Below are 21,166 nucleotides of genomic sequence, written 5' to 3' on the forward strand. Positions count from 1 at the left end.
GGACAACGGCCCGGGAATCCTGACCGTACGCGACCGTATGTCACGGTGCGCGAGAGAACGGCGGTGGGCTCAGGCCAGCGGGTCCGGGGCCGCCGTGACGCCGAGCGCGGCCAGCTTCTCGCGGCCCCCGTCCGGCGCGGTCAGCACGATCGGGCCCTCCTCCGTCAGGGCGACGGAGTGCTCCCAGTGCGACGACCAGGTGCCGTCGTTGGACTTCACGGTCCACTCGTCGGCCAGCACGTGCGTCTTCGGCGTCCCCAGGGTGATCATTGGCTCGATCGCCAGGCACATCCCCGGCACCAGGCGCGGGCCGCGGCCGCGGCGGCGGTCCACATAGTTCAGCAGGTGCGGGTCCATGTGCATCTCGCTGCCGATGCCGTGCCCGCCGTACTGCTCGACGATGCCGTACTTGCCCGAGACGGGCAGCGGCTGCCGCCGGATGTAGCTCTCGACGGCCCGGGAGACGTCCACGAGCCGGTTCCCCTTGCGCATGGCCGCGATCCCGGCCCACAGGGAGTCCTCGGTGACGCGGCTCAGCTCGACCAGCTCGGCGCCGTGGCCCTCGCCGACGAGGACGGTGATCGCCGCGTCGGCGTGCCAGCCGTTCACGATGGCGCCCGCGTCGATCGAGATGACGTCGCCGGACCTCAGGACCGTCTTCCGGTCCGGGATGCCGTGGACGACCACGTCGTTCACCGACGTGCAGATCGTCGCGGGGAAGCCGCCGTAGCCGAGGAAGTTCGGCTTGGCGCCGCGCTCGGCCAGGACCTGGGCGGCGATGTCGTCCAGGTCCTTGGTGCTGGCACCCGGCACGGCCGCCTCCGCCGTACGGCGGTGTATCTCGGCGACCACGAGCCCGGCCGCGCGCATGTGCGCGATCTGCTCGGGGGTCTTCAGCTCGACCATGGCGCTCTTCCTCCGTTACGCCGCGCTCAGGCGGCGCGCTCCGACAGGGCGGCCAGGGCCCTGCCGGTCACTTCGTCGACCGGGGCGAGAGCCGGGATGGTGGCGACCAGGCCCTGCTCGCGGTAGTAGTCGATGATCGGCTCGGTCTCCTCGTGGTAGACCGCCAGCCGGTGGCGCACGGTCTCCTCGCGGTCGTCCTCGCGCTGGTACAGCTCGCCCCCGCACACGTCGCACACGCCCTCCTGGCGCGGCTTCTTGTACTGGACGTGGAACGTGTGGCTGCTGTCGTTCCTGCACGTGCGGCGGCCCGCGATGCGCTTCACGACCTCGTCCTCGGGGACCTCCAGGTCGAGCACCGCGTCCAGCTGCTGGCCGGCCTCCCCCAGCACGTCGTCCAGGGCCTTGGCCTGGGCGATGTTGCGGGGGAAGCCGTCGAGCAGGAAACCGTCCTCGGCGTCCGGCCGCGCCATGCGGTCCGCGGCCATCGCCAGCGTGATCTCGTCCGGCACGAGGCCACCCTCACGCAGGATGGACTCGACCTGGCGGCCCAGTTCCGTACCCTGCCGGATGTTCGCGCGGAACAGGTCACCGGTGGAGATGTGGGGGATCGACAGGCGCTCGGCGAGCAGGGCGGCCTGCGTGCCCTTGCCCGCACCCGGCGGACCGACGAGGACGATGCGCATCAGCGGAGGAACCCTTCGTAATTACGCTGGTGGAGCTGGCTCTCGATCTGCCGCACCGTTTCCAGGCCGACACCCACGATGATGAGGATCGAGGTTCCTCCGAAGGGGAAGTCCTGCTGCGCGTCGAACATCACCAGCGCCACTGTGGGCACCAGAGCGATGAGTCCCAGGTACAGCGACCCGGGCCAGGTGATGCGGTTCAGCACGTAGCTCAGGTATTCGACCGTGGGACGGCCCGCCCGGATACCCGGGATGAAACCACCATACTTCTTCATGTTTTCGGCCACGTCTTCAGGGTTGAAGGTGATGGCCACGTAGAAGAAGGCGAAGAACACGATGAGCAAGAAGTACGTCGCGATGTAGTACGGGTGGCTACCGCCAGTGAAGTACCGCGTCACCCAGTCCGTCCAGCCGCCGGAGTCCGATCCGGCGAACTGCACGAGCAGCTGGGGGATGTACAGCAGCGACGAGGCGAAGATGACCGGGATCACACCCGCCTGGTTCACCTTGAGCGGGATGTAGGTCGAGGTACCGCCGTACGAGCGACGGCCGATCATCCGCTTGGCGTACTGCACCGGGATGCGGCGCTGGGCCAGCTCCACGAAGACGACCAGGCCGACCATGGCCAGGCCGCAGAGCACGACGACGCCGAACTCGATCCAGCCGTTCGCCAGGCTGCCCTGCTGCTTGATCTGCCAGAGGGCGGCCGGGAAGCCGGCGGCGATCGAGGTGAACATCAGCATGGACATGCCGTTGCCGATGCCGCGGTCCGTGATCAGCTCGCCGAGCCACATGACGAGGGCGGTGGCAGCGGTCAGGGCGATCACCATCACCATGGTGGTGAAGATGCCGTCGTCCGGGATGATGTCGTTCCGCACCGAGCACTGGGGGAAAAGGGTGCCACTGCGCGCGGTCGCCACCAGGCCGGTGGCCTGGAGCACCGCGAGCGCCATGGTGAGGTAGCGGGTGTACTGCGTGATCTTCGCCTGGCCGGACTGGCCCTCCTTCTTGAGGGCCTCAAGACGGGGGATGACCACGACGAGCAGCTGCAGAATGATGCTCGCCGTGATGTACGGCATGATGCCCAGCGCGAAGATCGTGAGCTGCAACAGGGCGCCGCCGCTGAACATGTTGACCAGACCGAAGAGGCCGGATCCCGCACCGGCGGCGTCAGCCTCAGTCACACACTGGTCGACGTTCTGGAAGCTGACGCCCGGCACCGGCACATGCTGTCCGAGCCGGAACACCACGACGATGCCTAGGGTGAAGAGCAGCTTTTTACGCAGGTCGGGCGTCTGGAACGCCCGTGCGAACGCGGTGAGCACGGCTCCTCCTGCGCCCCCCGCGTCGCCCGCGAGAGGTTTCGGTCTGATTGGCCAACGTAAGTGACAAACGTAAGGGACAGTTGCGGAAGTCTGAAGGTGGCAACGGGGGCCACCTTACCGGCGTAAGGGCCGGGCCGGAACGACTGACCGGGGATGCCCTTGGCGCAGGCATCCCCGGTAAGTCACGCGGTCAACGGAGAGTTCACCGCTTTTGTTCAGGAACGGTCGGTAATGGTTCCACCGGCGGCGGTGATCTTCTCCTTGGCGGACGCGGAGACGGCGTCCACCGTCACCGTGAGCGCCACGGAGATGTCACCCGAACCGAGGACCTTCACCAGCTCGTTCTTGCGCACCGCGCCCTTGTCGACCAGGTCCGCGATCGTGACCTCGCCACCCTGGGGGTAGAGCTCGGCCAGCCGGTCGAGGTTGACGACCTGGTACTGCTTGTGCGCCGGGTTGCGGAAGCCCTTGAGCTTCGGCAGCCGCTGGATCAGCGGCAGCTGCCCGCCCTCGAAGCCCGCCTTGACCTGGTACCGGGCCTTGGTGCCCTTGGTGCCGCGGCCGGCGGTCTTGCCCTTGGACGCCTCACCGCGGCCGACGCGGATCTTGTTCTTCTTGGCGCCGCGGGCCGGACGGAGGTTGTGCAGGCCCAGGGGCTCGCCCTGCGCGCCGCCTTCTCCCTTGGAGAGGTCAGCCATCTCAGTCCACCTCCTCGACCGTCACGAGGTGCCGCACGGTGTTGGCCATGCCGCGGATCTCCGGGCGGTCGTCCTTCACCACCACGTCGTTGATGCGGCGCAGCCCGAGGGAGCGCAGCGTCTCGCGGTGGTTCTGCTTGCTCCCGATACGGGACTTCACCTGGGTGATCTTGAGCTGCGCCATCACGCACCCACCCCGGCGCGCGCCCGCAGCAGAGCGGCGGGAGCGACGTCCTCCAGCGGCAGGCCGCGACGGGCCGCGATCTCCTCGGGGCGCTGCAGGCCCTTCAGAGCGGCCACCGTGGCGTGCACGATGTTGATCGGGTTCGACGAACCGAGCGACTTGCTCAGCACGTCGTGGATGCCCGCGCACTCCAGCACGGCACGCACCGGGCCACCGGCGATCACACCGGTACCGGGCGACGCCGGCTTCAGCAGCACGACACCCGCGGCCTCCTCACCCTGGATCGGGTGCGGGATGGTGCCCTGGATGCGGGGGACCTTGAAGAAGTGCTTCTTGGCCTCCTCCACACCCTTGGCGATGGCGGCCGGCACCTCCTTGGCCTTGCCGTAACCGACACCCACGGTGCCGTCACCGTCGCCCACCACGACCAGCGCGGTGAAGCTGAAGCGACGACCACCCTTCACTACCTTGGCGACACGGTTGATCGCGACGACACGCTCGACGTACGCGGTCTTCTCAGCGGCAGCGCCGCCGTCCCGGCCCTTACGGTCCCGCCGCTCGCCGCCACCGGCGCCGCCACCGCGGCGCTGGGGTCCAGCCATTGGATTACCTTCCTCGTTACTCGTAGCGGGACCGGCTCAGAACTTGAGCCCCGCCTCGCGGGCGGCGTCGGCCAGTGCGGCGACCCGCCCGGCGTACTTGTTGCCGCCGCGGTCGAACACGACGGTCTCGACACCGGCGGCCTTCGCACGCTCGGCGACCAGTGCGCCGACCTGCTTGGCCTTGTCGCTCTTGTCACCCTCCACGCCACGAATGGACGTGTCGAGGGACGAGGCGGACGCCAGGGTGTGACCGACCGTGTCGTCCACGATCTGGGCCACCATGTGGCGGTTGGACCGCGTCACGACCAGGCGCGGACGCTCGGCCGTGCCGGAGATCTTCTTCCGGATACGGATGTGGCGCCGCTTGGTCGCCGCACGCTTGCGCGCGTCGCCCTTGGCGATCTTGACACCGTATGCCATGGCTACTTACCAGCCTTTCCGACCTTGCGGCGGATGACTTCGCCCTCGTACTTGACACCCTTGGCCTTGTACGGGTCGGGCTTGCGCAGCTTGCGGATCTTCGCCGCGACCTCGCCCACCTTCTGCTTGTCGATGCCCTCGACGCTGAAGCGCGTCTGGTTCTCGACCTTGAAGGTGATGCCTTCCGGGGGCTCGACCACGATCGGGTGGCTGTAGCCCAGGGAGAACTCCAGGTTGGAGCCCTTGGCCTGGACGCGGTAGCCGACACCGCTGATCTCGAGCTTCTTGACGTAGCCCTGCGTGACGCCGGTGATCATGTTGTCCACCAGCGTGCGGGACAGACCGTGCAGGGCACGGTTGCGGTTCTCGTCGTTGGGACGGGTCACCTGGATGGTGCCGTCCTCGGCGCGCTCGACCGAGATCGGCGCGGCGACGGTGTGGCTCAGGGTGCCCTTGGGGCCCTTCACGGCCACCGTGCGGCCGTCGATGGTGACGTCCACGCCGGCGGGAACCGGGATGGGCTGCTTGCCGATACGCGACATTGGCTTGTCCTCCGTTCCCTTCCGTTACCAGACGTAGGCGAGGACTTCCCCACCCACGCCCTTCTTCTGCGCCTGCTTGTCGGTGAGCAGGCCGTGCGATGTCGAGATGATCGCGACGCCCAGGCCGCCGAGGACCTTCGGCAGGCTGGTGGACTTCGCGTAGACCCGCAGGCCCGGCTTCGAGATCCGCTTGATGCCGGCGATCGAACGCTCGCGGTTCGGGCCGTACTTCAGCTCGAGGACCAGGGCGCGGCCCACCTGGGCGTCCTCGGTCTTCCAGCCGGTGATGTAGCCCTCCTGCTGGAGGATCTCCGCGATGTGCGTCTTGATCTTGCTGTGCGGCATCACCACGGAGTCGTGGTACGCCGAGTTCGCGTTGCGCAGACGGGTGAGCATGTCCGCGATCGGGTCGGTCATGGTCATGAAACGGCCTTGGGCCTCTCTCGCCGGGGTTTCCGCCTCTCGGGGACCTACGGCGTAGTCGGTGTTACCAGGAGCTCTTCGTGACGCCCGGCAGCTCGCCGCGGTGCGCCATCTCACGAAGGCAGACACGGCACAGGCCGAACTTGCGGTACACGGAGTGGGGGCGGCCACAGCGCTGGCAGCGCGTGTAACCCCGCACACTGAACTTGGGCTTGCGGCCGGCCTTGGCGATCAGGGCCTTCTTCGCCATCGGTCACGCCTCCTTGAACGGGAATCCGAGGAGACGCAGCAGCGTGCGGCCCTCTTCGTCGGTGTTCGCCGTGGTGACGACGGTGATGTCCATGCCGCGCGTCCGGTCGATCTTGTCGGGGTCGATCTCGTGGAACATGACCTGCTCCGTGAGACCGAACGTGTAGTTGCCCCGGCCGTCGAACTGCTTCGGCGACAGACCGCGGAAGTCGCGGATGCGCGGGAGCGCGAGCGACAGCAGGCGGTCGAGGAACTCCCACATGCGGTCGCCCCGCAGCGTCACATGGGCGCCGATGGGCTGGCCCTCGCGCAGCTTGAACTGCGCGATGGACTTGCGGGCCTTCGTCACGGTCGGCTTCTGACCGGTGATCGTGGCGAGGTCGCGCACGGCGCCCTCCATCAGCTTGGAGTCGCGGGCGGCGTCGCCCACACCCATGTTGACCACGATCTTGGTCAGGCCCGGCACCTGCATGATGTTCGCGTACTCGAACTCGTCACGCAGCTTGCCGATGATCTCTTCGCGGTACCGCGTCTTGAGACGCGGCGCGCTGCTGGTGGCAGTCGTCATCAGATGTCCTCACCGGTACGGCGGGCAACGCGGATCTTGTTGCCCTCCTCGTCGAAGCGGAAGCCGACCCGGGTGGTGACCTTCTTGCCGTCCTTCTCCACCACGAGCGCGACATTGCTGACGTGGATCGGAGCCTCGGTCGTGATGATGCCGCCGGTCTTGGACCCGCGGGCCGTCTGCCCGGCCTTGGTGTGCTTCTTGACCCGGTTGACACCTTCGACCAGGACGCGGTCCTCGCGGGGGAAGGCCACGATGACCTTGCCCTGCTTGCCCTTGTCCTTGCCGGTGATGACCTGGACCAGGTCGCCCTTCTTGATCTTCATCGGTTACAGCACCTCCGGCGCGAGGGAGATGATCTTCATGAACTTCTTCTCGCGCAGTTCCCGGCCCACGGGGCCGAAGATACGGGTGCCGCGGGGGTCGCCGTCGTTCTTCAGAATGACGGCCGCGTTCTCGTCGAAGCGGATGTACGAGCCGTCCGGACGCCGGCGCTCCTTGACGGCGCGCACGATGACCGCCTTGACGACGTCACCCTTCTTCACGTTGCCGCCGGGGATCGCGTCCTTGACGGTGGCGACGATGACATCGCCGATGCCCGCGTAGCGGCGCCCGGAGCCGCCGAGAACGCGGATGCAGAGAATCTCCTTCGCACCCGTGTTGTCGGCGACGCGCAGTCGCGACTCCTGCTGGATCATGTCGTTACTTCGCCTTCTCCAGAATCTCGACGACGCGCCAGCGCTTGGTGGCCGACAGCGGTCGCGTCTCCATCAGGAGGACGCGGTCGCCGACGCCCGCCGCGTTCTGCTCGTCGTGCGCCTTGAGCTTGCTGGTGCGGCGGATGATCTTGCCGTACAGGGCGTGCTTCACCCGGTCCTCGACAGCGACAACGACGGTCTTGTCCATCTTGTCGCTGACGACCAGACCCTCGCGGGTCTTCCGCCGGCCGCGCTCGGTCGTCTCAGTCACAGTGTTCTCACTCATCAGGCGTTCTCCACCGCCTCGGCGTCGCCGGCGGGCAGCGCCGACTCGATGCCGAGCTCGCGCTCGCGCATCAGGGTGTAGACCCGGGCGATGTCCTTGCGTACGGCCCGCAGCCGGCTGTTGTTCTCCAGCTGGCCGGTGGCCGCCTGGAAACGGAGCCTGAACAGCTCCTCCTTCGCCTCGCGCAGCTTGACGACGAGCTCCTCGTCGTTCAGCTCACGCAGCTCGGAGGGCTTGGTACCGGCAGCCATCAGGACTCACCTGCCTCGCGCCGGACGATCCGGCACTTCATCGGGAGCTTGTGAGCGGCGCGGATCAGCGCCTCACGAGCGATCTTCTCGTTGGGGTAGGACAGCTCGAACATCACGCGCCCGGGCTTGACGTTCGCGATCCACCACTCCGGCGAGCCCTTGCCGGAACCCATGCGGGTCTCGGCGGGCTTCTTGGTCAGCGGGCGGTCCGGGTAGATGTTGATCCAGACCTTGCCGCCACGCTTGATGTGCCGGGTCATCGAGATACGCGCGGCCTCGATCTGCCGGTTCGTCACGTAGGCGGCGGTGACGGCCTGGATGCCGTACTCACCGAACGCGACCTCGGTGCCACCCTTGGCCTGGCCACTCCGCTTGGGGTGGTGCTGCTTGCGGTACTTGACCTTGCGAGGGATCAGCATGGTCTCAGCTCTCCGTTCCTGCTGCGCCGTCGGCAGCCGGGGCGGCGGACGCGTCGGCCTTCGGGGCCTCGGCGGCGGGCGCGCCCTGCTGCTGCGGCCTGCGGCCACCACGACCACCGCGCTCGCCACGGCCACCGCGGGCCGGACGGTCGCCGCCGGCGCCACCACGGGCGGGACGGTTACCGGCGCGGGCGGCAGCGTTCTCGGCGCGGACCTCGGCGATGTTCTTCACGTCGCCCTTGTAGATCCAGACCTTCACACCGATGCGGCCGAAGGTGGTGCGGGCCTCGAAGAAGCCGTAGTCCACGTTCGCGCGCAGGGTGTGCAGCGGCACACGGCCCTCGCGGTAGAACTCCGAGCGGGACATCTCGGCGCCGCCGAGACGTCCGCCGCACTGGATCTTGATGCCCTTGGCCCCGGCCTTCATCGTGCTCTGCATCGACTTGCGCATCGCACGGCGGAAGGAGACACGGGACGACAGCTGCTCGGCGACCGCCTGGGCCACCAGCTGGGCGTCCAGCTCGGGGTTCTTGACCTCGAGGATGTTGAACTGGATCTGCTTGCCGGTCAGCTTCTCCAGGTTGCCCCGGAGACGGTCGGCCTCCGCACCGCGGCGGCCGATGACGATGCCCGGCCTGGCGGTGTGGACGTCGACGCGGACGCGGTCACGGGTGCGCTCGATCTCCACCTTGGAGATGCCCGCGCGCTCCATGCCCTGCGTCAGCATGCGGCGGATGGCCACGTCTTCCTTGACGTAGTCCTTGTACAGCTTGTCGGCGTACCAGCGCGACTTGAAGTCGGTGGTGATGCCGAGGCGGAACCCGTGCGGGTTTACCTTCTGACCCATTACCGGGTTCCCTCCTTGCTGCCCACGACCACGGTGATGTGGCTGGTCCGCTTGCGAATCCGGTAGGCGCGGCCCTGGGCGCGCGGCCGGAACCGCTTCAGGGTCGGGCCCTCATCGACGTAGGCCTCCTTGACGTAGAGGCTGTCGATGTCGGTGTGGTCGAAGTTGTGCGCGGCGTTGGCGATGGCGCTGTCGAGCACCTTGCCCACGGGCACGCTGGCGGCCTGGGGGGCGAACCGCAGGACGGCCTGCGCCTCGCCGGCGCCCTTGCCGCGGATGAGGTCCACCACACGGCGGGCCTTCATGGGCGTGACGCGGATGTACCGCGCACGGGCCACGGCTTCCATGGTTGTCCCTTCGGTGTTGTTCCGGGAGTCCGGCATGATCAGCGCACCCCGCTCAGCGACGCCGCGACTTGCGGTCGTCCTTGACGTGCCCGCGGAACGTACGGGTCGGTGCGAATTCGCCGAGCTTGTGGCCGACCATCGACTCGGTGACGAACACCGGGACGTGCTTACGGCCGTCGTGCACCGCGATCGTGTGGCCCAGCATGGCCGGGATGATCATCGAGCGTCGAGACCAGGTCTTGATGACGTTCTTGGACCCCGAGTCGTTCTGCGCGTCCACCTTCTTGATCAGGTGGTCGTCGACGAAGGGCCCCTTCTTGAGACTGCGCGGCATCGAAACCTGCTCCTAGCGCTTCTTGTTCGTCTTGCGGCGGCGGACGATGTACTTGTTGCTGGCCTTCTTCGGCGAGCGAGTACGGCCTTCCTTCTTGCCCCAGGGGGAGACCGGGTGGCGACCACCCGAGGTCCGCCCCTCGCCACCACCGTGGGGGTGGTCGACGGGGTTCATCACGACGCCGCGGACGCTCGGGCGGACGCCCTTCCAGCGCATCCGGCCGGCCTTGCCCCAGTTGATGTTCGACTGCTCGGCGTTGCCGACCTCGCCGATGGTGGCGCGGCAGCGGACGTCGACCAGGCGGATCTCACCGGAGGGCATGCGCAGGTGGGCCATGCGGCCCTCCTTCGCGAGCAGCTGCACGGAGGCACCGGCGGAGCGGGCGAACTTGGCGCCGCCGCCCGGCTGGAGCTCGATCGCGTGGATGACGGTACCCACCGGGATGTTGCGCAGCGGCAGGTTGTTGCCGGGCTTGATGTCGGCGCCGGCGCCGTTCTCCACCCGGTCACCCTGCTTCAGGTGGGCCGGGGCGATGATGTACCGCTTCTCGCCGTCCGCGTAGTGCAGCAGCGCGATACGGGCGGTGCGGTTGGGGTCGTACTCGATGTGCGCGACCTTGGCCGGCACACCGTCCTTGTCGTGCCTGCGGAAGTCGATCACCCGGTAGGCGCGCTTGTGGCCACCGCCCTGGTGACGGACGGCCACGCGACCGGCGTTGTCCCGGCCACCCTTGCTGTGCAGGGGGCGGACCAGCGACTTCTCCGGCGTGGACCGCGTGATCTCGACGAAGTCGGCGACGCTGGCACCTCGACGGCCCGGCGTCGTCGGCTTGTACTTGCGGATTCCCATGTCTTAGTCCTCGTCCGGTATCGGACGGACCGGTCTCTCCGTCAGGAGAGGACCGGACCGCCGAAGATGTCGATGCTTTCGCCCTCGGCAAGAGTCACGATGGCGCGCTTGGTGCCGGCGCGCCGGCCGTAACCGGTGCGGGTGCGCTTGCGCTTGCCCTGCCGGTTGATGGTGTTGACCCCGACGACCTTGACCGAGAAGACCGCCTGGACGGCCTGCTTGATCTGGGTCTTGTTGGCCCGCGGGTCGACGATGAACGTGTACTTGTTCTCGTCGAGCAGCGCGTAGCTCTTCTCGGACACGACGGGCTTGATCAGGATGTCGTGCGGCGCGGTGAACTCCTTGCTGGAGGTCCCGTTGCCGGTGGTCCCGTCACTCATCGGGCGTCGCTCCCTTCGGGCGTCTCGTCGGCCGTGGCGGACGCGGTGCGGCCGGCCACGAAGCGGTCGAAGGCGGCCTTGGTGAAGACGACGTCGTCGGAGTCGAGCACGTCGTACGTGTTGAGCTGACCCGGGTCGAGGATGTGGACCTGGGGCAGGTTGCGGGCCGACAGCCACGCGTTCTCGTCGGAACGGTCGGCGACCAGCAGGACCTTCTTGCGCTCCGTGATCTTGCCGAACAGGCCGCGCGCGGCCTTCGTCGAGACCTCGCCGTCCACCACGCCGGAGATGACGTGGATGCGGTCGTGGTGCGCCCGGTCGGTGAGGGCACCGCGCAGGGCGGCGGCCTTCATCTTCTTCGGGGTCCGCTGGGTGTAGTCACGCGGCACGGGGCCGTGGACGACGCCACCACCGGTGAACTGCGGGGCGCGGACGGAACCCTGGCGGGCGCGGCCGGTGCCCTTCTGGCGGTACGGCTTCTTGCCGCCACCACGGACCTCGCCGCGCGTCTTGGCCTTGTGCGTGCCCTGACGGGCCGCGGCCAGCTGCGCGACGACGACCTGGTGGATCACCGGGACGCTGATCTTCGCGTCGAAGATCTCGGCGGGCAGTTCCACCGTGCCGGACTTCTCGCCGGCCGGGGAGAGGATGTCAATGCTCTTCGGGTTACTCATGGCTCAACTCACGCCCCCTTGGCCGCGGTGCGGACCAGGACGAGGCCGCCGTTGGGGCCGGGGACGGCGCCCTTGATGAGCAGCAGTCCCTTCTCCGCGTCAACGGCGTGGACGGTCAGGTTCTGGGTGGTGACGCGCTCGTTGCCCATACGGCCGGCCATGCGCAGGCCCTTGAACACGCGGCCCGGGGTGGCGCAGCCGCCGATGGAGCCCGGCGAGCGGTGCTTGCGCTGGGTGCCGTGCGAGGAGCTGAGGCCCTTGAAGCCGTGCCGCTTCATGACACCGGCGGTGCCCTTGCCCTTGCTCTTGCCGGTCACGTCGACGCGGACGCCGGAGTCGAACACCTCGGCGGTGATCTCCTGGCCGAGGGTGTACTCGGCGGCGTCGGCGGTCCGCAGCTCGACCAGGTGGCGGCGCGGGGTGACGTCGGCCTTGGCGAAGTGGCCCTTGAGGGGGCGGTTCACCTTGCGCGGGTCGATCTCGCCGAAGGCGATCTGGACGGCCTCGTAGCCGTCGCGGTCGTTGGTGCGCACCTGGGTCACGATGCAGGGTCCGGCCTTGACCACGGTCACCGGGACGACACGGTTGTTCTCGTCCCAGACCTGGGTCATGCCGAGCTTCTCGCCCAGGACACCCTTGATCTGCTTGGTCATCTCTCTGCCAGGCCTCTCAGAGCTTGATCTCGATGTCGACGCCGGCCGGAAGGTCCAGGCGCATCAGCGAGTCAACGGTCTTGGGGGTCGGGTCGAGGATGTCGATCAGCCGCTTGTGGGTGCGCATCTCGAAGTGCTCGCGCGAGTCCTTGTACTTGTGCGGCGACTTGATGACGCAGTACACGTTCTTTTCCGTGGGCAGCGGCACCGGGCCCGCGACCGACGCACCCGTGCGGGTCACCGTCTCGACGATCTTCTTCGCCGAGTTGTCGATGACCTCGTGGTCGTAGGCCTTGAGCCGGATGCGGATCTTCTGTCCCGCCATGGCTGGTTCGCAGTCCTGTCTCTTCTTCACGCTCTGGCAGTCCGGCGGCGCCTTCCCCACCCCCGCTCCGACCCACGCGGTCGGGCGTGTCGTACTCACCTTCGGAACGCGCCACCTGGGTTTCGCACCGCAGGGGGTTTCCTCCGTGAGGAGTGTGGGGAGAACTTCCACCGGGTGCCTGGCTGGAGCCCCGCCCACGCTTCCCGGAAGATCCCGGTATTTCCGCACCTGATCAGGGGCGACGAATACAGTGGGACTCGCTTCCGGTCCTCCCGGCGGGAGGCGCGCAGCATCGGCTGCCAACCGAGCAACCTGGTCAGTGTGCCACACCGCCCGCCGCCGGGGCCAATCGGCCCAAGGATTCCGGCCCCACCCGGCACCCCGCCGCGCCACGGCGCGTCCGCGCCTGCTATGGACGGCGCCCTCGCACCCCGTACTCGGCCCGCGCGCCCGCCCGTTGACGCGCTCCCCGCCCGGACGCGGCCCCGCGCCGCGTCAACCCGGCGTGCTGTGATCTCCCTCCCACCGGGCGGACGGGCCGGGGGTGTGGAGGCGGAGCACCGCGCGTTCCGCCCATTCGGGAGGCGTCCCGCGCAGCGACACCGCGATCATCACGGCGAACGCGAGCGGCACCGTCCAGGCCGCGGGCTGCGCGAGGAGCACGACGAGCCATCCCGGCCCCGCGTCGGTCAGCACGGACGCGAGCGCCGCGCCCGTCGCCGACAGGACACCGGCGGCGAGCCCCGCCGCGGCCCCCGCCGCCGTCAGCCCCCGCCACCAGATCCCGAGGACGAGCAGCGGGCAGAACGTCGACGCCGCCACGGCGAACGCCCAGCCCACCGCCACGTTGATGTCCACCGCCCGCGCGGGCAGCGACAGCAGCACGGCGACCAGCGCCCCGCCCGCCACCGCGCCCCGCAGCCGGGGCACGCTCGCGCGCGACAGGTCGTGCGAGAGGCCGCCCGCCAGCGCCATCAGCAGCCCGGACGACGTGGACAGGAACGCGGCGAACGCGCCCGTCGCCACCAGCGCCGTGAGCACCGCGCCCCAGCGGCCCGCGACGATCTCCCCCGGCAGGACGATGGTGACGGTGTCGGTGTCCCCGCCGTCCCCGAGCCCCGGCGTGAAGACGCGGCCGAGCAGCCCGTACGCCGCCGGGAAGATGTAGAAGAGGCCGAGCAGCACGATCACGCCCACCGCCACGCGCCGTGCCGTCCACGCGCTGTCGCTGGTGTGGAAGCGCATGACGACGTGCGGCAGCCCGGCGGCGCCCAGGGTGGTGGCCAGCAGCACCGACCAGGTCGCGAGCAGCGGCTGGCCCGCGTCCTGCACGTCGAGCAGCGGGCGGCTCCACTCGCTGAGGTCCACGCGCAGCGCCGCCTCCCGCGCGTCCTCGCCCGCGTGGACGACGAGGAAGACGGCCGGGACCGCGATGAACAGCAGCTTGACCAGGTAGTGGAAGCCCTGCACATACGTCGCCGAGCGCATCCCGCCCGCCGCGATCGAGACGGTGACGACGGCCCCCGCCAGGACGACGCCGACCCAGTACGGGGTGCCGCTCACCAGGTGCAGCACCATGCCCGCGCCCTTGAACTGCGGCACGAGGTACAGCCACATGATCACCAGCACGATCACGGCGCACAGCTTCCTGATCGCCTGCGACCCGAGCCGGTAGTCCGCGAAGTCGGGCACGGTGTACGCGCCGGAGCGCCGCATCGGCCCGGCCACCAGCGCGGCGACGACGACGTACCCGGCGGTGAAGCCCACCGCGTACCACAGGCTGCCGATGCCGTCCTTCAGCAGCAGCCCGGCGAGGCCGAGGACCGAGGCGGCCGACACGTACTCCCCCGCGATGGCCATCGCGTTCCAGCCGGGGGCGACGCGCTGCGAGGCGACGAGGAAGTCGGGCGTGGTCGAGCGGGTGGCGCGTACGCCCCACACGCCGATGGCCATGCTGGCGACGACCAGCAGCCCGATCGCGAGCAGTCCCGTCACCGGCGCCGCGCCCCCCGTTCGGCGCGCTCGGCGGCCCGTACGTGCGTGACGGCGATCACGAGCAGCAGCGGGTATCCGGCGGCCATCAGCAGCAGCCAGGACGCGGGGAAGCCGAGCACGGTGACGCGGTCGAGCGCGGGCAGGGCGGCGAGGAGGCCGCTGAGCCCGAGGAGCAGCGCGCCGAGCAGCCCGAGGGCGCGCAGCGCGAGGCGGCGCTGCCGCAGGAAGAGGGCGCGGGCGGCCTGGGTGTCCGGCTCGTCGTCGGCGCCGGGTCCCGGCAGGGGCACGAGGTGCTGGGCCGGGCGGTGGCGGCGGGAGAGGGCGATGCGCGTCTGCGGGCTGGTGACGCGGACGCGGCGCGGGCCGCCGCTCACCTGGCGGCGTCCCGGACGGCGGCCATCAGGCGTTCCTTGAGGGCGCGGGCGTGGCGGCGGCTGACGGGGACCTCGCCCGCCGGGGTGCGGGCGAGGAGCCCGGCGGAGCTGGTGGCGCGCAGGTCGCGGACCCAGTGGACGGCGACGAGGTAGCCGCGGTGGGCGCGGACGAACCCGGCCGGGCCCCAGACCTCCTCCAGGTGGGAGAGGGAGAGGCGGACGAGGTGGGTGCCGCGTTCGGTGTGGAGGCGGACGTAGTCGCCGTGCGCCTCGGCGTAGTGGACGTCGTCGCGGCGGACGAAGACGGTGTGGCGGCCGGTCTCGACCTGGACGACGGCCAGCTCGTCCTCGGGCAGCGCGGCCCCGGGGGCGGCGACGCGGGCGACGGCCTCGGCGAGCCGTTCTGGGCGTACGGGCTTGAGCAGGTAGTCGGTGGCGCCGAGCCCGCCGGCCTCGGCGGCGTGCCGTTCCGACGCGGTGACGAAGACGATGGCGGGCGGGCGGGACAGCATGCGCAGCACGCGGGCGACGGCCATCCCGTCCAGGCCCGGCATGGAGACGTCGAGGAAGACGGCGTCGAACGTGCCGGTGCCCAGCAGCCGCACGGCCGCCTCGCCGCCGTCCGCCTCGCGCACGTCGGGAGCCTCGGGCAGGCAGGCGAGCATGCGGGCCAGCTCCTGGCGGGTGGAGGCCTCGTCCTCGACGACGAGCACGCGCAGGCTCACCGCGCCGTCACCCCGCGCATGAAGCGTGGCACGCGGATGACGGCCTTGGTGCCGCCGCCGGGCGCCGTCTCGATGACGAGGCCGTGCTCGGGCCCGTAGACGGTTCGCAGGCGCTGGTCGACGTTGGCGAGGCCGACGCGGCGGGCGGGCGGGCCGCTCCCGGCGAGGATCGCGCGGGCCAGCGCCGGGTCCATGCCGACGCCGTCGTCCTCGACCTCGATGACGCACAGCGGCCCCTCGCCGTAGCCGGAGACGCTGATGGTGCCGGGGCCCGGCTTGGGTTCGAGGCCGTGGCGGACGGCGTTCTCGACGAGGGGCTGGACGACGAGGAAGGGGATGGCGACGGGGAGGACCTCGGGCGCCATCCGGACGGACAGTTCGAGGCGGTCGTCGAAGCGGGCGCGTTGCAGCTCCAGGTAGGTCTGGATGGCCTGGAGCTCGTCGGCGACGGTGGCGTAGTCGCCCTTGGCCGAGAAGCTGTAGCGCAGGTAGTCGGAGAAGTCGCCGAGGAGGGTGCGGGCGCGGTCGGGGTCGGTGCGGATGCGGGCGCCGATGACGGCGAGGGCGTTGTGCAGGAAATGCGGCGAGATCTGGGCGCGCAGGGTGCGCAGGTCGGCCTGGGCGATGCGGCCGCGGGCGCGGCGCAGCGCGGCGTGGTCGAGGGAGCGGGCGACGAGCCCGGCGACGGCGGTGAGTTCGGGGCCCGCGCCGCCGTCGGTGACGAGGGCGCCGGACAGTTCGCCCGCGACCGTCAGCGGCATGGCGGACCAGGGCGGGCGGTGTGCGGGACCGCCGTCCTCGTAGGCCTGCGCGAGGAGCGCGGCGAGTGCGTCGGGCGCGGGCGGCGGTCCCGCGGCGGCGACGGGGCGGCCGTCGAGGTCGGCCAGGACGACGGTGCCCGCGGCCAGCAGGCGGCGCAGGCGCCGGGCGGCGGCGGGGGCGCCGCGGCCGGTGAGGCCGTCGCGCAGGTCGGCGTCCAGGTCCTGGACGAGGCCGAGCAGGCGCACGGTCAGGCGCGCGCCGGCCTCGGTGCCGCCGTCGCGCCGCGTCCGTATCCGCTCCAGCATGGCCCGACCGTAGCCGAGTGCGGCGGCGGCCAGTAGGCCCCCGGCAGCCCGCGCTTGGCGGGGATCGGCGTTCCCGGCCCGCTCAGTCCCCCGCCGCGGGCGCGCCGCCCCGTTCGTCCGCCTCCATGGCCTCGACCTCGTGCAGCGGCGGGTGGATCTCGGTCGGGCCGTACGGGTCGACGTCGGACGGCCGGGGCGGCTCGGGGCCGTCGGGGCCGACGCGCAGGAGGCGTTCGACGCGGATGATCTGGAAGTGGCGGCCGAGGACGTCGAGCGAGGAACGGGGCGGCCCCTCGCGGAACTCCTCGGCCGCCGCCGCGTAGGCCGCCGCGTCGTCGGGGGAGGTCTCGCGCTCCAGGTGGGGCAGGAACTCGGCGAGGTAGTTGTAGAGCGTCGCGCGGGCGTCGGCGGGGGTGGCCTGGAGGCCGGCCATCGGCTCCCAGGAGCCGGTCTTGCGCTCGGCGAACGTGAACGTGGCGGGCAGCAGCACGACGCCCGGGTGGCTGGTGAGGGCCTCGCGCGAGTCGTCGCGGACGTGCTGGGGGATGCGTTCGGCCTGGTAGTGGAGGGTGAGCAGCTCCATGCGCTGGATGCTCTCCATGACGCTGGTGGGCGCCGCGTGGTCCACCAGGAAGCCGATGGTGCGGCTCTCGCTGTCGCGGACGCGGCGGTCGCCGATGTCGCGGCCCGGGTCGTCGGGGTCGGTGGGGCGCGGGCCCTCGATGCCGTCGGGGCCGATGCGGGCGAACTCGTCGGCCCGGACGATGCGGTAGCGCGCGTCGCCGACCGGCAGCTCGTTCACCGGCTCGGTCTCCAGGCGGGCGACGGCGGCGAGCAGCTGGTCGCGCAGCGGGTCGCCGGCCGCCGTCTCGTCCTTCGCCTTGAACCACAGGTGCGAGTTGAGCCCGTCGCGCGAGTGCTGGGGGAAGCCGTCGGACACGTCGCTGAGGAGCCGCCAGCCCGGTTCGTCCTCGGGGGTCTGCACGGCGTAGCCGAAGACGGGACCGCGCAGGACGACGTGGGGGTAGCGCTCGGCGGCCCGGAGCGCGTCCTGTTCGGTGACCTCCGAGACGGGATCGTCCCGGTGGGTCACCCGGAAGGTCAGATGGCGCTGCGAGTTCTTCCGGTAATCCTTCATGCGCCCAGTGTGACGGCAGCAGGGGCTACGTTGCTCCCGCTTTCACGGCCTTCACACCTTCGCGCACGAACGGGACGCGCCGCGCGCTCAATAGCCCACGGTGAACCGCTTGTTGAGGTGCGCCGGGCGCTCGATTTCGTCCACCAGTGCGGCGGCGTAATCCTCGGCCGAGATCCGGCTGTCGCCGTCCGCGCCGGTGATCAGATCATCGAGGCCGGTCCGGTACTCCCCCGTCCTGTCGCCGGGCTCGATGGTCCCGGCGGGGCTGAAGTACGTCCAGTTCAGCTCGCTGGTGATGCCGCGCAGGTACGCGAGCGCGTCCCCGTGCGCGTGCATGATCTGGAGGACCTGGTCCGGCAGCCCCGGCGTGTCCCACACCAGCGCGCCCCCGGGCGTACGCAGCGAGCCCGCGCCGCCGACCATGATCAGCCGCGGGGCGCGCCCGCCCAGCGCGTGCAGCCCGGCGACCAGCGACTGGGCGGACGGCTCGATCAGCGCCGCGTGCCCGGGGCCGTCCCCGCCGCCCACCGCGCTCACGAGGACGTCCGCGTCGCGCCCGACGGCGCTGACGGAGGCGGGGTCCAGGACGTCCCCCGTCTCGACCGTCAGCCGGTCGTGCGGCTCGATGGACCCCCGGTACAGCTCGGGGTCGCGGACGACGGCGGTGACCGCGTGCCCCCGGTCGAGGGCCTCGCGCACGACGCGGCGGCCGATGGTCCCGTTGGCTCCGAAGACGGCGATGGTGGCCAAGGCGCTGCTCCCGGTGGTACGGGGGCGCCCGCCCGCCGGACGCCCGTCTCCCCGCAGCCTGCCACCGGGCGGCGGCCGCGTCATGGAGGCGCCCGGGGCCTCGGGTGGGGAAACGCGAGGCCCCGGGCAGGGGAGGGTGGTCCTGGCGGGCCCGCGCGGGGCCCGTACGGGGTGCGGCGGGAGGGGCGGGTCAGTGCGAGCCGGCGCGCTCCGCCCCCGCGCCGGTGAGGGCGCGCACCTGGAGCTTGGCGAAGCGGTCGGGGTCGGCCTCGCGCGACGTCAGCGTGCCGATGACGGCGCACAGCAGACCGATCGGGATCGAGACGAGCCCGGGGTTCTCCAGCGGGAACCAGTGGAAGTCCACGCTCGCGGGGAACAGCGACAGGCTGTTGCCCGACGCGTCCTCGCCCTTGCCGGAGACGACCGGCGAGAAGAACACCAGACCGACGGACGAGATCAGCCCGCCGTAGATGCCGGCGACCGCGCCCCGGGTGTTGAACCGCTTCCAGAAGAGGCTGAAGAGGATCACCGGCAGGTTCGCGGAGGCCGCGATGGCGAACGCGAGGGCGACGAGGAAGGCGACGTTCAGGTTCTGCGCGAAGACCGCCAGCACGATGGAGACCGCCCCGACCCCGATCGCCGCGAACCGCGCGACGCGCACCTCCTCCCGTTCGCTCGCCTGCCCCTTGCGCAGCACGCTGTTGTAGAAGTCGTGCGCCAGCGAGGACGACGACGCGATCGTCAGGCCCGCGACCGTCGAGAGGATCGTGGCGAACGCGACCGCCGCGATGAACGCCAGCATGATCGCGCCCAGCGTGTCCCCGCCGAAGTGGTCGCCGACCGCCTCGGCCAGCTGGGGCGCCGCCGTGTTGCCCGCCGTGTTCTGCGCCGTGATCGCCTCGCGGCCGACCAGCGCCGCCGCGCCGAAGCCGAGGACGAGCGTCAGCAGGTAGAAGGTGCCGATGATGCCGATGGCCCAGTTGACGGACTTCCGCGCGGTCTTCGAGTCGGGGACCGTGTAGAAGCGGATGAGGATGTGCGGCAGGCCCGCCGTGCCCAGGACCAGCGCGAGGCCCAGGCTGATGAGGTCCAGCTTGTTCACCATCGTCTGCCAGGCGTCACCGGCCACTTCGACGCCGTACCGCTGCCCCGGCTGGAGGAACGCGTCCCCGACCCCGCTCGCGTTCGACGCGTCGCTCATCAGGGCGCCGAGGTCGAAGTCGTAGATCGACAGCACCAGCGCGGTCACCAGCAGCGCGCCGCCCATCAGCATCACGGCCTTGATGATCTGCACCCACGTGGTGCCGGTCATGCCGCCGAAGGACACGTAGACGACCATCAGGATGCCGACGACGACGATGCCGACGATCTTCGCCGTGTCCGCGCTCATCCCGAGGTAGGTGTCGCCCTCCTCGATGCCGAGCAGCAGCGCCACCAGCGCGCCCGCGCCGACCATCTGGGCCAGCAGGTAGAAGATCGAGACGGTCAGCGTCGACACCGAAGCCGCCGTGCGCACCGGCCGCTGCCGCATGCGGTACGAGACGACGTCCGCCATCGTGAAGCGGCCCGAGTTCCGCAGCAGTTCGGCCACCAGCAGCAGCGCGACCAGCCAGGCGACGAGGAAGCCGATCGAGTACAGGAACCCGTCGTAGCCGAACAGCGCGATCATCCCGGCGATGCCGAGGAACGACGCGGCCGACATGTAGTCGCCGCCGATCGCGAAGCCGTTCTGGATCCCGGAGAAGCCGCGCCCCCCGGAGTGGAAGTCGGTCGCGGACTTGGTCCTGCGGCTCGCGCGCACCGTCACCAGGATCGTCACGGCGATCAGCACCGAGAACAGGATCATGGTGATCAGCCGCTCCTGCGAGGTGCTCTCCTCGGCCAGCAGCATCATGCGTCGTCCCCCTTCCTGGCGGCGGGGACGCCCGCACCCGGGTCCAGCTCGTCGCGCAGCTCGTCGGCCAGCGGGTCGAAGCGGCGGTTGGCGTAGCGCGAGTAGAGGATCGCGATGCCGAAGGTCGTCACGAACTGGAGCAGCCCGAAGAACAGGGCCACGTTCGCGTTGCCGATCACCTCGTGCGCCATGACGCCGCGCGCGTACGCGGACATCAGCACGTACAGCAGGTACCAGGCGAGGAACGCCACGCTCGCCGGGAGGACGAAGCGCACCAGCCGCGTCCGCAGCTCCCGGAACCGCGGGTCGTCGTACATGGCGGCGGACCGTGCCTCCAGATCACCGCCCGGCGGATCGCTGGCATCGGGGACGGGCTGCGTCGACGTCATCACCGGCTCCTGTCTTCGGGGGACGTGTGCTCCGGAAACGTCCGAGAGCGTCACACACCCTGCCCGAGCGCCGGGCCCACCGGTCGGCGAACGGTCGATATCCGCGCCGAACGGACGACGGCCCGCCGCCGCGCTGACGCCGGGCGCACGCACAGGGGCCCCGGCACCGCGCAA

32 protein-coding genes are annotated in these 21,166 nt (G+C 70.4%); all 32 read right to left on the reverse strand.

Annotated features, from left to right (window positions below; all coding sequences use genetic code 11):
- Positions 1–69 precede the first annotated feature (69 nt).
- Entirely contained in the window at positions 70–906 is an 837-nt protein-coding gene (gene map / locus ACIBPC_RS19625; RefSeq protein WP_398846311.1) for a type I methionyl aminopeptidase, read from the reverse strand.
- 26 nt (positions 907–932) lie between these two features.
- Entirely contained in the window at positions 933–1,589 is a 657-nt protein-coding gene (locus ACIBPC_RS19630) for an adenylate kinase (RefSeq protein WP_362961955.1), read from the reverse strand.
- Positions 1,589–2,914, reverse strand: coding sequence for a preprotein translocase subunit SecY (secY, locus tag ACIBPC_RS19635; protein ID WP_398846315.1), 1,326 nt, complete (start codon positions 2,912–2,914; stop codon positions 1,589–1,591). The genes ACIBPC_RS19630 and secY overlap by 1 nt, the downstream gene beginning before the upstream one ends.
- Positions 2,915–3,129: 215 nt before the next feature.
- Positions 3,130–3,612 carry a 50S ribosomal protein L15 gene (rplO, locus tag ACIBPC_RS19640; RefSeq protein ID WP_362961959.1) on the reverse strand — a complete coding sequence of 161 codons (483 nt, stop codon included), beginning with the start codon at positions 3,610–3,612 and terminating at the stop codon, positions 3,130–3,132.
- Position 3,613: 1 nt separating this feature from the next.
- Entirely contained in the window at positions 3,614–3,796 is a 183-nt protein-coding gene (gene rpmD, locus ACIBPC_RS19645) for a 50S ribosomal protein L30 (RefSeq protein WP_132816532.1), read from the reverse strand.
- Positions 3,796–4,398, reverse strand: coding sequence for a 30S ribosomal protein S5 (gene rpsE, locus ACIBPC_RS19650; RefSeq protein WP_113689461.1), 603 nt, complete (start codon positions 4,396–4,398; stop codon positions 3,796–3,798). Before rpsE ends, rpmD begins: the two co-directional genes overlap by 1 nt.
- A gap of 36 nt (positions 4,399–4,434) precedes the next feature.
- Positions 4,435–4,818 (reverse strand): 50S ribosomal protein L18, encoded by a 384-nt coding sequence (rplR, locus tag ACIBPC_RS19655; protein ID WP_362961962.1) that lies wholly within the window; start codon positions 4,816–4,818, stop codon positions 4,435–4,437.
- Between the two features lie 2 nt (positions 4,819–4,820).
- Positions 4,821–5,360, reverse strand: a complete 540-nt coding sequence (gene rplF, locus ACIBPC_RS19660; protein WP_362961964.1) for a 50S ribosomal protein L6 — start codon at positions 5,358–5,360, stop codon at positions 4,821–4,823.
- Between the two features lie 24 nt (positions 5,361–5,384).
- Positions 5,385–5,783 carry a 30S ribosomal protein S8 gene (rpsH, locus tag ACIBPC_RS19665; RefSeq protein WP_129840993.1) on the reverse strand — a complete coding sequence of 133 codons (399 nt, stop codon included), beginning with the start codon at positions 5,781–5,783 and terminating at the stop codon, positions 5,385–5,387.
- 64 nt (positions 5,784–5,847) lie between these two features.
- Positions 5,848–6,033, reverse strand: coding sequence for a type Z 30S ribosomal protein S14 (locus ACIBPC_RS19670; protein WP_052849158.1), 186 nt, complete (start codon positions 6,031–6,033; stop codon positions 5,848–5,850).
- 3 nt (positions 6,034–6,036) lie between these two features.
- Positions 6,037–6,600 carry a 50S ribosomal protein L5 gene (gene rplE / locus ACIBPC_RS19675; protein WP_362961967.1) on the reverse strand — a complete coding sequence of 188 codons (564 nt, stop codon included), beginning with the start codon at positions 6,598–6,600 and terminating at the stop codon, positions 6,037–6,039.
- Complete coding sequence (gene rplX, locus ACIBPC_RS19680) at positions 6,600–6,923, reverse strand: 50S ribosomal protein L24 (protein WP_362961969.1); 324 nt, start codon at positions 6,921–6,923, stop codon at positions 6,600–6,602. The genes rplE and rplX overlap by 1 nt, the downstream gene beginning before the upstream one ends.
- A gap of 3 nt (positions 6,924–6,926) precedes the next feature.
- Positions 6,927–7,295 carry a 50S ribosomal protein L14 gene (rplN, locus tag ACIBPC_RS19685; RefSeq protein WP_019433424.1) on the reverse strand — a complete coding sequence of 123 codons (369 nt, stop codon included), beginning with the start codon at positions 7,293–7,295 and terminating at the stop codon, positions 6,927–6,929.
- A 4-nt stretch (positions 7,296–7,299) separates the two neighbouring features.
- The gene (gene rpsQ / locus ACIBPC_RS19690; protein ID WP_362961972.1) at positions 7,300–7,581 is read right to left on the reverse strand and encodes a 30S ribosomal protein S17; all 282 of its coding nucleotides are present in this window, start codon (positions 7,579–7,581) and stop codon (positions 7,300–7,302) included.
- On the reverse strand, positions 7,581–7,832 hold the full coding sequence (gene rpmC, locus ACIBPC_RS19695) for a 50S ribosomal protein L29 (RefSeq protein ID WP_362961974.1): 252 nt from the start codon (positions 7,830–7,832) through the stop codon (positions 7,581–7,583). The genes rpsQ and rpmC overlap by 1 nt, the downstream gene beginning before the upstream one ends.
- Positions 7,832–8,251 carry a 50S ribosomal protein L16 gene (gene rplP, locus ACIBPC_RS19700; RefSeq protein WP_052849163.1) on the reverse strand — a complete coding sequence of 140 codons (420 nt, stop codon included), beginning with the start codon at positions 8,249–8,251 and terminating at the stop codon, positions 7,832–7,834. The genes rpmC and rplP overlap by 1 nt, the downstream gene beginning before the upstream one ends.
- A 4-nt stretch (positions 8,252–8,255) precedes the next feature.
- Positions 8,256–9,098: a 30S ribosomal protein S3 gene (rpsC, locus tag ACIBPC_RS19705; RefSeq protein ID WP_362961976.1), complete on the reverse strand. Its 843-nt coding sequence runs from the start codon at positions 9,096–9,098 to the stop codon at positions 8,256–8,258.
- Positions 9,098–9,445 (reverse strand): 50S ribosomal protein L22, encoded by a 348-nt coding sequence (gene rplV / locus ACIBPC_RS19710; RefSeq protein ID WP_052849165.1) that lies wholly within the window; start codon positions 9,443–9,445, stop codon positions 9,098–9,100. The genes rpsC and rplV overlap by 1 nt, the downstream gene beginning before the upstream one ends.
- 52 nt (positions 9,446–9,497) lie before the next feature.
- Positions 9,498–9,779: a 30S ribosomal protein S19 gene (rpsS, locus tag ACIBPC_RS19715; RefSeq protein WP_052849166.1), complete on the reverse strand. Its 282-nt coding sequence runs from the start codon at positions 9,777–9,779 to the stop codon at positions 9,498–9,500.
- A 12-nt stretch (positions 9,780–9,791) separates the two neighbouring features.
- A complete protein-coding gene (gene rplB, locus ACIBPC_RS19720) occupies positions 9,792–10,628 on the reverse strand; it encodes a 50S ribosomal protein L2 (protein ID WP_362961979.1) in 837 nt (278 codons plus the stop codon).
- Between the two features lie 41 nt (positions 10,629–10,669).
- The gene (gene rplW, locus ACIBPC_RS19725; RefSeq protein WP_362961981.1) at positions 10,670–11,008 is read right to left on the reverse strand and encodes a 50S ribosomal protein L23; all 339 of its coding nucleotides are present in this window, start codon (positions 11,006–11,008) and stop codon (positions 10,670–10,672) included.
- Positions 11,005–11,682, reverse strand: coding sequence for a 50S ribosomal protein L4 (rplD, locus tag ACIBPC_RS19730; protein WP_362961983.1), 678 nt, complete (start codon positions 11,680–11,682; stop codon positions 11,005–11,007). Before rplD ends, rplW begins: the two co-directional genes overlap by 4 nt.
- Positions 11,683–11,690: 8 nt before the next feature.
- Entirely contained in the window at positions 11,691–12,335 is a 645-nt protein-coding gene (rplC, locus tag ACIBPC_RS19735; RefSeq protein WP_362961985.1) for a 50S ribosomal protein L3, read from the reverse strand.
- A gap of 16 nt (positions 12,336–12,351) precedes the next feature.
- Entirely contained in the window at positions 12,352–12,660 is a 309-nt protein-coding gene (gene rpsJ / locus ACIBPC_RS19740) for a 30S ribosomal protein S10 (RefSeq protein ID WP_016473429.1), read from the reverse strand.
- Positions 12,661–13,155: 495 nt separating this feature from the next.
- A complete protein-coding gene (locus tag ACIBPC_RS19745; protein WP_398846574.1) occupies positions 13,156–14,613 on the reverse strand; it encodes a cation acetate symporter in 1,458 nt (485 codons plus the stop codon).
- A gap of 38 nt (positions 14,614–14,651) precedes the next feature.
- Positions 14,652–15,029, reverse strand: coding sequence for a hypothetical protein (locus ACIBPC_RS19750; RefSeq protein ID WP_362961989.1), 378 nt, complete (start codon positions 15,027–15,029; stop codon positions 14,652–14,654).
- The gene (locus ACIBPC_RS19755; protein WP_398846326.1) at positions 15,026–15,754 is read right to left on the reverse strand and encodes a LytR/AlgR family response regulator transcription factor; all 729 of its coding nucleotides are present in this window, start codon (positions 15,752–15,754) and stop codon (positions 15,026–15,028) included. The genes ACIBPC_RS19750 and ACIBPC_RS19755 overlap by 4 nt, the downstream gene beginning before the upstream one ends.
- Positions 15,751–16,821, reverse strand: coding sequence for a histidine kinase (locus tag ACIBPC_RS19760; RefSeq protein WP_362961991.1), 1,071 nt, complete (start codon positions 16,819–16,821; stop codon positions 15,751–15,753). Before ACIBPC_RS19760 ends, ACIBPC_RS19755 begins: the two co-directional genes overlap by 4 nt.
- Positions 16,822–16,903: 82 nt before the next feature.
- Positions 16,904–17,959, reverse strand: a complete 1,056-nt coding sequence (locus tag ACIBPC_RS19765) for a DUF5954 family protein (protein ID WP_362961993.1) — start codon at positions 17,957–17,959, stop codon at positions 16,904–16,906.
- An 87-nt stretch (positions 17,960–18,046) separates the two neighbouring features.
- Positions 18,047–18,709 carry an NAD(P)-dependent oxidoreductase gene (locus tag ACIBPC_RS19770; protein WP_398846328.1) on the reverse strand — a complete coding sequence of 221 codons (663 nt, stop codon included), beginning with the start codon at positions 18,707–18,709 and terminating at the stop codon, positions 18,047–18,049.
- A 190-nt stretch (positions 18,710–18,899) separates the two neighbouring features.
- Positions 18,900–20,603: a cation acetate symporter gene (locus tag ACIBPC_RS19775; protein WP_362961997.1), complete on the reverse strand. Its 1,704-nt coding sequence runs from the start codon at positions 20,601–20,603 to the stop codon at positions 18,900–18,902.
- Positions 20,600–20,992 (reverse strand): DUF485 domain-containing protein, encoded by a 393-nt coding sequence (locus ACIBPC_RS19780; RefSeq protein ID WP_362961999.1) that lies wholly within the window; start codon positions 20,990–20,992, stop codon positions 20,600–20,602. The genes ACIBPC_RS19775 and ACIBPC_RS19780 overlap by 4 nt, the downstream gene beginning before the upstream one ends.
- Between the last annotated feature and the right edge of the window lie 174 nt (positions 20,993–21,166).

Origin of the sequence: Streptomyces sp. NPDC049879 (genome assembly GCF_044461265.1) — a bacterium.
GTDB lineage: Bacteria > Actinomycetota > Actinomycetes > Streptomycetales > Streptomycetaceae > Streptomyces.